Below are 11,758 nucleotides of genomic sequence, written 5' to 3'. Positions count from 1 at the left end.
GCGTGCCGCTCGGGTGGTCGGCCCGTTACCCCATCTACGGCCTTCGTCAGCCTCGTCACCCCGCCTTCCTCTGCCGCGCCGCCGAGCGATGCGCCTTCTTCGCGGCGCGGCGCTGCGGGCTCGGCCGCCGCGCTGGGGCGCGCGTCCCCTTGGCGCCGCTCTTGCCCTTGAGACTCTGCTTCAGCGCGTCCATCAGGCTGACGACATTGTCCGAGCGCTGCTCCGGTTCCGGCAGCTTGATCGGCTTTCCCGCGGCCTTGCGCTTCACCAGCGTCTTCAGCGCGGTCTCATACTGGTCCTTGAACTCCGACGGGTCGAAATGCGCCGCCTTGGTTTGCAGGATGTGGCTGGCCAGTTCGACCATGTCCTTGGTGATCCGGGGCGACTTGATGTCGTCGAAGAACTCCGCTTCGTCGCGCAGCTCATAGGGGAAACGCAGGGTGGTGCCGAGCAGGCCCCTGCCCATCGGCTCGATAGCGATGACGTGCTCGCGATGCGTCAGCACGATGCGCGCCAGGGCGACGCGGTCCTGGTCCTTCATGGCGTCGCGGATCACGGCGAAGGCATCGAGCGCGGCCTTGCCGTCAGGGGCGATGTAATAGGGGTGGTTGAGATAGCGCTGGTCGATCTCCTCGCGCGGCACGAAGCTGTCGATGTCGATGGTGTGGTTGCTCTCGATCTGCACCGCCTCCAGCTCCTCGGGCTCGATCTCGACATACTGGCCTTTGGCCAGCTCGTAGCCGCGGCCCTTCTGCTCGCCCTCGACGATGTCGCCGGTCTCGGCATCCACCATCTGCTGTTTCAGCCGGTTGCCGGTCTCGCGGTTGATCAGGTGAAAGCGCGTCTTCTCCACCGAGGTCGACGCCGGATAGAGCACGACGGGACAGCTGACGAGCGAAAGTTTGAGCGAGCCTTTCCAATAGGCGCGGGGGGCCATCGTGGTCTCCGTGAGCGATGAGGACGTGGCGGCAACGGGCGAGCATCCATCCCGGTTCCCTCCGAGGAATGGCTGCGACAATGAGAGGGCCACGTCAGAAGCGCTGCTGATTCGTTGCTCCTCGTGCCCGGCCATGACGGTGCCGAGGGAGCGGTGATGCCTCACTCAGCATGGCGGCACCGAAGGTGCCGAGCGGCCCTCTTTGCCCGTCGGGTTGTTATGTCGCAGCTGTCGACGCTTGCGTCGTCGGGCAAATCAGATCGATGTTTCGCGCATCCCGCCTCATGCAGAGGGCGTACGCGTCGTCACGATACGTGGAGTGCGGGAGGCGATGGACGGGACGGCAGCGTGCGCATCAGCGTGGACGAGCGCTGTCTCCCGGACGTGAAGTCGCGTGGTCCTGGCGCCCCGAAGCTGGCGTCAAGTCCGGGCCGCTGACGAGGCGGGCGGGCGACGGTGGCTAACAAGCCGGACACCGGGGAGATCGCGGAGTAAGCGTTAACACCATCGCGCAGGGAAGGCCGGTTGGTGGCCGTACCTGTGGTGACTGCCGCCTGCTTTTTTTCTGCAGGCGGGCCATGGGCCGCGGTCAGCACCCGGCCTTCCCTGCACCCTCTCGCTTCTACAGAGGGCGGACGGCAGCAAGACCTGGGCTCGTCGAGCGCTGGGAACGCGGAACTTTGTCCGGTGTTATCATGCGGATCGGCCGGTTCCACGACCCCGCCGGCTTTGCTACGCTACCGCTCAACGCGAGGGATCATCGTGGCGCTCAAGAAGCTTTCCACCTACCGCAAGAAGCGCGATTTCGAGAAAACGGCAGAGCCGTCCGGCGACGCCAAGGTCGCGCCCGCCCCGCGGCCTCGCTTTGTGATCCAGAAGCATGATGCGACGCGGCTGCATTACGACCTACGGCTGGAATTTGGCGGCGTTTTCAAGTCATGGGCCGTGACCAAGGGGCCATCGCTTGATCCGCACGACAAGCGGCTCGCGGTCGAGGTGGAGGACCATCCGCTCGACTACGGCGATTTCGAAGGCACGATTCCGGAAGGCGAATATGGCGGCGGCACCGTCATGCTGTGGGATCGCGGCTATTGGGATAGCGAGGATCCCGAGCGCGGCTTCGAGAAGGGCGATCTGAAATTCACCCTCGATGGCAAGAAGCTGCATGGCAGCTGGGTGCTGGTGCGGATGCGCAATGATCGCACCGGCGGCAAGCGTACCAACTGGCTCTTGATCAAGCATCGCGACGAGTTCGCCCGGGAGGGCGCGGCCAACGACATTCTGGAGGCCGATAGATCCGTCGCGTCGGGGCGCACGATGGCGCAGATCGCGGCCGGCAAGGGCAGGGCGCCCAAGCCCTTCATGCTCGGCAAGACGAAGCGCATGAATGCCGACGCGGTGTGGCACTCCAACCGTAGCGACAGCAAGGCCTCGCCCGAGCGGAAGCTGGCGCCGAAATCCAAACCGGCGAAGGTCGCCGGTCGGCCGAAACAGGCCGCGCTGCGGAGCGTGGCATCGCTGCCGGACTTCGTCCCGCCCGAGCTCTGCACCTCCGTGGCGCAGCCGCCGAGCGGCGAGGGCTGGGCGCATGAGATCAAGTTCGACGGCTACCGCGTGCAGATCAGGGTCGAAGACGGCAGGGCCACCCTCAAGACGCGCAAGGGCCTGGACTGGACCGCCAAGTTCGGCGCCATTGCCGAGGAAGCCGGCAAGCTGCCCGACGCGATCATCGATGGCGAGATCGTCGCGCTCGACCAGGACGGCAATCCGAATTTCTCGGCGCTGCAGGCGGCGATCTCTGCGGGCCAGACTGATGAGCTGATCTTCTTTGCCTTCGACCTGATGTTCGTCGACGAGTTCGACCTGCGCCGTCAGCCGCTGCGCGAGCGCAAGGCGCGGCTCGCAAAGCTCTTGAAGGCAAGCATCAAGGGCAAGACGCCGCGCATTCGTTATGTCGAGCATTTCGAGAGCGACGGCGAGGCGGTGCTGGAGTCCGCGCGCAAGCTGAAGCTCGAAGGCATCGTCTCGAAGAAGCTCGACTCCGCCTATCACTCCGGGCGAACCGAGAGCTGGACCAAGGCCAAGACCCGGCCCGGCCACGAGGTCGTCATTGGCGGCTGGAAGACCACCAATGGCAACTTCCGTTCGCTGATGGTCGGCGTCACCCAGGACGATCATCTCGCTTATGTCGGCATCGTCGGCACCGGCTTCGGCCAGGACACGGTGAAGGAGATCATGCCGGCGCTGCAGGCGGCCGCGGCCGACAAGAGCCCGTTCGGCGGCAAGAACGCGCCCCGCAAGGCGCGCGACGTGCATTGGGTGAAGCCCGAGCTGGTCGCCGAGATCGAGTTTGCAGGCTTTACCGGCGACGGCAATGTCCGGCAGGCCTCGTTCAAGGGCCTGCGTCAGGACAAGCCGGCACGCGAGGTCGTCGCGGAGCAGCCGGTCGTCGCCAGGAAAGTGACGAAGCCGGTGGCGCGTGCTGCGGCGACGGTCGCGACGGGCGGCGCCACCGTGCACAAGACGCCGTCGCGGTCGAAGAGCTCAGCCACGGTGATGGGCGTTGCGATCTCGAAACCCGACAAGGCGCTGTGGCCGGACGCCGGCGACGGCGAACTGGTCACCAAGCTCGATCTGGCGAACTATCTCGCCGCGGTCGGCGACTGGATGATCGTGCATCTGAAGGGACGGCCGTGCTCGATCGTCCGCGCGCCCGATGGCATCGCTGGCGAGACCTTCTTCCAGCGGCACGGCATGCAGGGCATGTCCGACCTGCTCGAACTCGTCAAAGTGTCCGGCGATCGCAAGCCCTATCTGCAGATCGATCGTGTCGAGGGACTGATTGCCGTGGCTCAGGTCGCAGCGGTCGAGCTGCATCCATGGAACTGCGCGCCTGACGCCTATGACGTGCCGGGCCGGCTGGTGTTCGATCTCGATCCGGCGCCGAATGTGGCATTTGAGGCGGTGATGGCAGCCGCCAAGGAGATGCGGCAGCGACTGGAGAGCCTCGGCCTGGAAAGCTTCTGCAAGACCACCGGCGGCAAGGGCCTGCACGTCGTGGTGCCGCTGCGCCATGGCGCGCGCGACAGGGTGACGTGGCCGGAGGCGAAGGCCTTTGCGCAGGGTGTGTGCCAGTGGATGGCCAATGACAGTCCAGATGACTATCTGCTGAACATGTCGAAGAAGCTGCGCAAGGGAAAGATCTTCCTCGACTATCTGCGCAACGACCGGATGTCGACGGCTGTGGCGGTGTTGTCACCCCGGGCGCGGGAAGGCGCGACGGTGTCGATGCCGGTGACCTGGGCGCAGGTGAAGAACGGGCTCGATCCGAAGCGCTACACCGTTCGCACGGTCCCGGCGCTGCTGGCCAAGACCAAGGCATGGGAGGGGTATGACGACGCGGCCCGATCGATCAAGCCGGCGATCAAGAAGCTGACGGACAAATTGTAGAAGGTTGTTAGCTCGTTCGGGCAGACAGGGTGTGCGCCGCGTCTGCCCGCCGAAGAATTATCATAGGTGAATCAGATCCGTCCGAGCAGGACGAGGATCAGCACGATGACGATGATCAGGCCGAGACCGCCGCCGCCATAATAGCCGGTGCCGTAGAACGGTCCGCCGCCGATGCCGGAGAAGCCGCCGAGCAGCGCGATGATGAGAATGATGAGGATGATCGTTCCGATGGACATGTACTTCCCTCCAGAGCCCGGCAGCGGGGCGGTGCTTCACTCTGCCTTCGCCGAGCAAACTGGTCGGAACTTCGAAAGTTCCCGACTTGGATCAGGTAAAATCGGAAGTGTGGCTTTGCGGTCGTCTCGGCCGATGACTACATGCTGAGGGCTGTTAGTCAGGAGATCGCGATGTCAAGACCGCTTGTCGTTTCCATTCCGCACCGCCTCGGAAAGGACGAGGCCGTGCGCCGGCTGCAGTCTGGACTCCGCCGGGCGGCGAGCAGCATTCCCGTGCTCAGCGTAGATGAGGAACGCTGGGACGGTGACAAGATGCTGTTCCGCGTCCGTGCGCTCGGGCAGGCAGCGTCGGGCCATGTCGATGTTGCCGAGGATCACGTCCGCGTCGAAGTCACATTGCCCTGGCTGCTGCAGCGCTTTGCCGAGGCGGCGCAGGCCGCGATCCGCAGCCGCGGCCAGCTGCTGCTGACCAAGAAGAGCTGATCAGGTGGGGGGCGCCAGTACAGGGGCTTGCCTGGCGCCGTGATCGGCGGAGTTCTCCACGCGGGCTGCCAGCAGGGCTGCCGGGAGGTGAGTGAACAGCGATGAGACGGAGAGCGCGCCGTCCTGCATTTGAGGGGCAGTGTAGCCTGGACTATGCACAATGGCGTCGAACGCGTCGGCGTGCGGCCAGACCCGGCCGCTGTCCGTGAACGGCGCCAAGGCACGCGCGACCACGACAATGACCGCCTCGCGGCCACGACGGCGCGCAAAGGCGATGATGTGATCGGCGTCACGGCCCGACACATCGAGCGGTTCGTAGGAACCGTCGGTGAAGACTCCGGGCAGCTGATTGCGGAGCTTGAGAAGCTGCCGCGTCCAGGCCAGCTTGATGCGACCGTCCGGCCAGTGCGCGATGAGATCGGTCCAGTCGGGCGTCTCGCTGTCGCGCAGCGCCCGCTCGCGCGCGGCGAAATCGACCGGGCGGCGGTTGTCCGGATCGACCATCGAGAGGTCCCAGAACTCGGTGCCCTGGTAGAAATCGGGCACGCCGGGCAAAGTGGCCTTGAGCGTGAGTTGCGTCAGCGAGTTCAGCGCGCCCAGCAGCGCGACCCGCTTGGCCAGGGTCTCCATGGCCTGCAGGAACTCGGCCGAACGCTCGCGATCGAGCATGCGTGCGATGAAGCTGCGCAGGCCGTTCTCATAGGCCTCGTTCGGATTGAGCCAGCTGGTTTCCTCCTTGCCCTCCCGCGCCGCTTTGAGCGCGTAGGCCTGGAGACGTTCGGGCATGCTGTCATCCGAACCTGTCGCCGGCCAGATGCCGACGAGGGTCTGATAGAGCATATATTCGAACGCCGCCGACGGTGCGCGCATATGGCCGTCTGTCACCACGTTCGGCGCGTTCATCGTCTTCCAGCGCGCCACCGCGGAGGTCCAGTCGTTGGGCAGCTCTGTGAGCGCGGCAAGGCGCGTGCGGGCATCCTCGCCGCGCTTGGTGTCGTGGGAGGCGGTGGCGGTCATGCCGTGCGGCCAATGCTTGGCGCGCTGCCGCATGAGCGCATGGAAATCCCCGATCGACAACGCATGAGCCGCCGGATCGCCGCCGACCTCGTTGAGCGCGAGCAGCCGGTGGAACCGATAGAAGCCGGTGTCCTCCAGCGACTTGGCCATCATCGGCCCGGTGAATTGCTGAACCTTCAGGGCGAAGCGGCGGAGGCGGGGAACGCTGTGGGTGGTGGTACGGTCGCGCTTGATGAGATCCATCGTCAGCGCATCGCGCAGGAAGTCGAAAATCGAGCCGTCGGACGCGAACCATTCGGCGCGGGCGCCGGCAATGGCGTGATTGATCAGCTTGCGGTCGGCCTCCGTCGGTCCAGCGCCGGTGAGGTAGGTGCGGTAGACCGGGAAGTGCAGCACGTAGAGCTCGAGCGCCTGGCGCAGGCTGTCTTCCGAATAATCGCGCGTGGCGTAATGGCCATTGGCGATGCGCGCGAGCAGCCGCGTCAACACGATGAACTCGCTGGTCAGCAGGGTCTCGAGGACACGCCGCTTGGCTTCCTTGATCACCGGCGCGAGCTTTGGCGGCTTGTTGCTGATCTGGCGCCAGATCTCGTCCAGCGGCTCCAGACCGTTCTGATCGATCAAGAGCTGGGTGATGACATTCATCCACTCATAGCCGGTGGTGCCATGCACGCCGGCGAAGCTGGGCAGCTTCTCATGTTCGCAGAGGATCTTCTCGATCACGACGTAGAACGGTCCTGCCGCGGGTCCGCGGGCATCACGAATAAGACGGCGCAGGCGTTGGAAATATTGCGCGGGATCGCGCAGGCCGTCGATGTGGTCGAGCCGCAGCCCCTGCAGCTGGCCGTCGGCGATCAATCTCTTGACCAGCCGATGAATGGCTTCGAACGTTGCTGCATCCTCGACGCGCAGGCCTGCCAGCGTGTTGACGTCGAAGAAGCGGCGATAGTTGATGTCGCTCGACGCCAGCCGCCAGTGGCCGAGCTTGTAATGCTGCCGCTCGAGCAGATGGTGCAAGGCCTGCGTCTGGGCCGGCCGGCCCTCGCCGGCCTTGTAGGCGGACAGCCCGTGGGCGATGATCTCGGCCGCGCCCGGAATGGCCTTGAGCGCCGCCTTGAAGCCTGGCGCTTCCTTGCGATTGGGATGACGCAGGCCCGGATAGCGCGAGACCAGCTCCAGGATCGCCTTGCCGGCGTCGCTGCTCTCCTCGCCGGCCTCCTTGATGATGATGCGCAGCATCTCGCCATAGCGTTCGGGTGCGATTGGCAGCCGATGCTCGAAATACCAGCAGGAGAACGAGCCTTCGCCGGGATCGTAGCGCAGCGCGATGTCGCCGTGCTCGAGCGCGTGGCCATAGGAGGTGCCGATGATCGGCAGCAGCACGCCGCCGCGTGCGCGATAGGGCAGCTGGTCCCAGTCGATGTCGAAGGAGGCGGCATGCGGCGACGCTTGGCCCCATTCAAGCACGTCGAGCCACCACGGATTGTCGTCGAAATGTACCCCGACATGGTTCGGCACGAAATCGAGGATCAGCCCGAGATCGTTCGCCTTCAGGGCGGCGCTCAGTTTCGCAAAGCCTTCCTCGCCGCCGAGCTCGGGATTGAGCTTGGCATGATCGGTGATGTCATAGCCGTGCGTCGAGCCCTTGCGTGCCTTCATGAAGGGCGAGGCGTAGACATGGCTGATGCCGAGCGCCTTGAGATAGGGCACCACGCGGGCCGCCGCCTCGAAATTGAAATCGGCGGTGAGCTGCAGGCGGTAGGTTGCGAGCGGAATCCACGGAGGCATGATTATCCTCCGATGCTCCAGTACACGGACCAGGGCGGCAGGCGATAACCCGGCGTGCCGCCCCAGATCGGCGTGCCGCTGACGTCGTTGGATGGACCCGCGATCTCCTTGTCCGAGACGTTGGCGAGAAGCCGCAGCTGGCTGCCATCACCCATCGTCCAATGTGCGGTCAGGCGGCCCTCATCGGTCACATCGGCTGCGCCGAAGGTCGCTCCAGGCAGAAGCGGTGCCACCTTGCTGTGCCGCACGGCGAGGAGATCGCGCACCAGCGCCAGCCGCTCGCGGCCGGGCAGTTCGTTGCGCGCATCCCAGTCGATGATCGCAGATCTGAACGTCTCGATGTCCAGCGGGTCGGGAACCTCGTCGCCATATTTGGCATACGCCCATTCATATTCCTTGCGGCGTCCCTTGCGCACGGCATGGGCGAGATCGCCCTGGAAATCGCAGAAGAACGGGAACGGCTGCTTCGAGCCCCACTCCTCGCCCATGTACAGCATCGGCACGGTCGGCGCGAGCAGCGTGACGGCAAGGGCCGCGGCAATGCCTTCCGGCGGCGCCAGCGCTTCGAGCCGGTCGCCGAACACGCGGTTGCCAATCTGGTCATGGTTCTGCAGGAAGTTCACGAAGGCGCCGGGGGCGAGATGACCGCTCGGCTCACCCCGCCGGATGCCGCCCCAGAACGCCGCCTGCTCGCCCTGATAGACAAAGCCGGACGCGAGTGCGCGTGCGAGGCCGGCACGCGGGTTGTCCTGGTAGTCGCCGTAATAGCCTGCGGTCTCGCCCGTCAGCATGACGTGCCAGACGTGATGATAGTCGTCGTTCCACTGCGCACGGAATTTTCCACGCGGCGGCTCTTCCGCCGCGTCGAGCATGCTGGCGCGGTTGTCGCCATTTTCCAGCACGAGATGGATGTGCCGCCCGGTCCGCGCGACGAGCCTGCCGACCGCGGCGCTCAGCTCGTGCAGCATCGGGATCTCACCCTCATTGGAGAGGATATGGTTGACGGCGTCGAAGCGCAGCCCGTCGAAGCGATAATCGGTCAGCCAATGCAGCGCATTCTCGATCGCGAAGGCGCGCACTTCGGGCCGCCGATAGTCGATGGCGCTCCCCCACGGCGTATGCGTATCGGTGAAGAAGGTCGGCGCGTAGCGGGCGATATAGTTTCCTTCCGGTCCGAAGTGATTGTAGACGACGTCGAGGAACACCATCAGCCCGCGCAGATGCGCCTCGTCGATCAGCGCGCGCAGATCGTCGGGGCGGCCATAGACGCTGTCCGGCGCGTAGAGGAGAACACCGTCATAGCCCCAGTTGCGGCGCCCGGCGAAGTCCGCGAGCGGCATCAGTTCCAGCGCGGTGATGCCGGTCTCGACGAGATGATCGAGCTTGTCGATCATCGCGCGATAGGTGCCCTCTTCGGTAAAGGTGCCGACGTGGCTTTCGAGGAACACCGCATCCTGCCACGGCCGGCCGCGCCAGTCCTTGGCGCGCCAGACGTAGGCGCAGTGGTCGATCACCTCGCTCGGACCCGAGACGTCCTCGGGCTGAAAATCCGAACCGGGATCGGGCACGTCGAGCTCGTCGTCGATGCGGAACTTGTAGCGGGTGCCGGCCCCAATGCCCGGAGCGTCAAGCGCGTACCAGCCGCCGTCACGGCGTTGCATCTCGCGCCTGCCATCATCGAGCACCAGATCGACGCGCCTGGCCGCGGGCGCCCACAGTCGGAAACTGGTGCCATGCTCGGATAGCCGCGGTCCGAATTGACGCCCACTCATGATACGCCTGCATAGGCAAGGACGGAGCGAGGCGGCGCCTTGAGATCAGCCCCAGCCGCGAAGTCGGCCGGTTTCTGCTGGATCTCGGTGGTGTCGAGGACCTGTTGCCACGTCTTGTATTCGGCGAGCTTGGGCAATTTGAATCCGATCTCTTCGGGGGCGGCGTTCAGAACGATAAAGATCGGAGCCTGCTCCTGTTCCACCGGCGCGAGGACATAGGCGAGAAATCGTCCGTCGGGAAAGGTCCAGTCGGTTTGCGTCATTTCCTCCGCCGAGGGCGTCAGCCACAGCACGCCGAAACTGCCGTCCGCGCGACGACCGTCGAGCCAGCGGCGCGCACGGATCTGGCCGAAGCGACGGCGCAGTTCGGTCATGTGGGCGATGAAGTCGGTGAGGTCGTCGCCCTCGCGACCGATGCCGCTCCAATCGACCCAGCCGACCTCGTTATCCTGGCAATAGGCGTTGTTGTTGCCGCTCTGCGAATTGCCGACCTCGTCGCCTGCGAGCAGCAGCGGCAAACCCTGCGCGAGAAACAGACAGGCAAGCTGGTTCTTGCGCAACTGCCGGCGCAGCGCATTGATGGCGGGATCGCTGCTCGGCCCCTCATGACCGCAATTGTTGCTGTGGTTGTCGTTGGAGCCGTCGCGATTGTCCTCGCCATTCGCCTCGTTGTGCTTGCTGTTGTAGCTGAACAGATCCGCAAGCGTGAAACCGTCATGGACGGTCACGTGGTTGACGCTGGCGCGCTGGGTGCGGCCGTCGTGATTGAATATGTCCGACGACCCGGTCATCCGGCTCGAGACCTCGCCGATCAGGCTGCCTTCGCCGCTCCAATAGCGGCGCATGGCGCTGCGATAGCGATCGTTCCATTCCGACCATTGCGACGGGAAGGCGCCGACCTGATAGCCGCCGAGGCCGACATCCCAGGGCTCGGCCACCAGCTTCACGCCGGCGAGCACCGGGTCCTGCCGGACCGCGGTGAGGAAGCCGCTGCGGCGATCGAAGCCGTGCTTCTCGCGCGCGAGGGTGGTCGCGAGATCGAAGCGGAAGCCGTCGACGTGGCAGACCTCGACCCAGTAGCGCAACGAATCCATCACCATCTGCAGCACGCGCGGATGCGTCAGGTTCACCGAGGAGCCGCAACCGGTGAAATCGTCGTAGAAGCGCGGATTGTCGGGCTGCAGCCAATAATACGAGGCGTTGTCGATGCCGCGATAGCACAGCGTCGGGCCGAGATGATTGCCCTCGGCGGTGTGGTTGTAGACGACGTCGAGCATGACCTCGATGCCCGCGTCATGCAGACGCGCGACCGTGGTTCTGAAGGCATCGAGCGGATTGTCCTGCGCGTAGCGCTGCTCCGGCGCAAAGAACGAGATCGTATTGTAGCCCCAGTAGTTGACGAGCTTCTTCTCGACCAGCATGCGGTCGTCGATGAAGGCGTGGATCGGCAACAGCTCGATGGTCGTGACGCCGAGCCGCTTCAGGTGCTTGATCATCGCCGGCGCCGACAGGCCGCCGAACGTGCCGCGCAGATTCGGTGGCACGTCGTCGCGTCGGTTGGTCAGGCCCTTGACGTGGGCCTCGTAGATGATCGTGTCCTCCCACGGGATTTGCGGCCGCATCTCGCGGCGGCCCCAATTGAAGGTCTCGTCGATGACGACGGCCTTGGGCATGCCGCGCGCATTGTCGCGGCGGTCGAAGGATAGATCCTCGCGCGGCGAGCCCGCGCGATAGGCGAAATGTGCGTCGCTCCAGACCAGCCGGCCGGCGAGCCGCTTTGCATAGGGGTCGAGCAGCAGCTTGTTGGCATTGAAGCGGTGGCCGCGTTCCGGCTCGTAGGGGCCGTAGACGCGGTAGCCGTAAAGCTGCCCGGGCGAGACATCGTTGAGATAGCCGTGCCACACATCCTCGGTGCGCTCCGGCAGCTCGATGCGCTCGATCTCGCGCCGGCCCTGGCTATCGAACAGGCACAGCTCGACCTTCTCGGCATTGGCGGAGAACAGCGCAAAATTCGTCCCCCGTCCGTCCCAGGTGGCACCGAGACGGGCGTGACTTCCGGCCGACAGGCGCATCGC

At 65.1% G+C, this 11,758-nt stretch carries 7 protein-coding genes; 2 read left to right on the top strand and 5 right to left on the bottom strand.

Translation table 11 applies throughout. The features are described 5' to 3' along the window. Positions 1 to 55: 55 nt before the first annotated feature. Positions 56 to 937, bottom strand: a complete 882-nt coding sequence (gene ku / locus HL671_RS34170; protein ID WP_172242732.1) for a non-homologous end joining protein Ku — start codon at positions 935 to 937, stop codon at positions 56 to 58. 762 nt (positions 938 to 1,699) lie between these two features. On the opposite strand from ku, the gene ligD reads away from it, so the two are divergent. Continuing rightward, a complete protein-coding gene (gene ligD / locus HL671_RS34165) occupies positions 1,700 to 4,387 on the top strand; it encodes a DNA ligase D (protein WP_172242729.1) in 2,688 nt (895 codons plus the stop codon). Between the two features lie 71 nt (positions 4,388 to 4,458). Here ligD and HL671_RS34160 read toward each other — a convergent pair whose 3' ends face one another. Then, positions 4,459 to 4,623: a DUF3309 family protein gene (locus HL671_RS34160; RefSeq protein WP_006614022.1), complete on the bottom strand. Its 165-nt coding sequence runs from the start codon at positions 4,621 to 4,623 to the stop codon at positions 4,459 to 4,461. A 171-nt stretch (positions 4,624 to 4,794) separates the two neighbouring features. Here HL671_RS34160 and HL671_RS34155 point away from each other — a divergent pair, with 171 nt between their 5' ends. Continuing rightward, positions 4,795 to 5,106, top strand: coding sequence for a polyhydroxyalkanoic acid system family protein (locus tag HL671_RS34155; RefSeq protein ID WP_012046191.1), 312 nt, complete (start codon positions 4,795 to 4,797; stop codon positions 5,104 to 5,106). On the opposite strand, the gene treY is transcribed toward HL671_RS34155, so the two are convergent. Genes treY through glgX form a run of 3 tightly spaced genes read right to left on the bottom strand, consistent with a single transcriptional unit; the run spans position 5,107 to position 11,755 of the window. Continuing rightward, positions 5,107 to 7,911 (bottom strand): malto-oligosyltrehalose synthase, encoded by a 2,805-nt coding sequence (gene treY / locus HL671_RS34150; RefSeq protein WP_172242726.1) that lies wholly within the window; start codon positions 7,909 to 7,911, stop codon positions 5,107 to 5,109. A 2-nt stretch (positions 7,912 to 7,913) separates the two neighbouring features. Further along, positions 7,914 to 9,683: a malto-oligosyltrehalose trehalohydrolase gene (gene treZ / locus HL671_RS34145; RefSeq protein ID WP_172242723.1), complete on the bottom strand. Its 1,770-nt coding sequence runs from the start codon at positions 9,681 to 9,683 to the stop codon at positions 7,914 to 7,916. Continuing rightward, the gene (gene glgX / locus HL671_RS34140; protein ID WP_012046188.1) at positions 9,680 to 11,755 is read right to left on the bottom strand and encodes a glycogen debranching protein GlgX; all 2,076 of its coding nucleotides are present in this window, start codon (positions 11,753 to 11,755) and stop codon (positions 9,680 to 9,682) included. The genes treZ and glgX overlap by 4 nt, the downstream gene beginning before the upstream one ends. Between the last annotated feature and the right edge of the window lie 3 nt (positions 11,756 to 11,758).

It is taken from the genome of Bradyrhizobium denitrificans (genome assembly GCF_013179005.1).
GTDB classification, from domain to species: domain Bacteria; phylum Pseudomonadota; class Alphaproteobacteria; order Rhizobiales; family Xanthobacteraceae; genus Bradyrhizobium; species Bradyrhizobium denitrificans.
Note: the sequence above shows the minus strand (reverse complement) of the source record. Positions and strands in the feature narration are given on the sequence as shown.

Bases quoted from the DNA above. Each gene is read 5' to 3' on its own strand.
- treZ (WP_172242723.1), bottom strand. From the start codon at position 9,683: ATGAGTGGGCGTCAATTCGGACCGCGGCTATCCGAGCATGGCACCAGT.
- HL671_RS34160 (WP_006614022.1), bottom strand. From the start codon at position 4,623: ATGTCCATCGGAACGATCATCCTCATCATTCTCATCATCGCGCTGCTC.
- glgX (WP_012046188.1), bottom strand. From the start codon at position 11,755: ATGCGCCTGTCGGCCGGAAGTCACGCCCGTCTCGGTGCCACCTGGGAC.
- HL671_RS34155 (WP_012046191.1), top strand. From the start codon at position 4,795: ATGTCAAGACCGCTTGTCGTTTCCATTCCGCACCGCCTCGGAAAGGAC.
- ku (WP_172242732.1), bottom strand. From the start codon at position 937: ATGGCCCCCCGCGCCTATTGGAAAGGCTCGCTCAAACTTTCGCTCGTC.
- treY (WP_172242726.1), bottom strand. From the start codon at position 7,911: ATGCCTCCGTGGATTCCGCTCGCAACCTACCGCCTGCAGCTCACCGCC.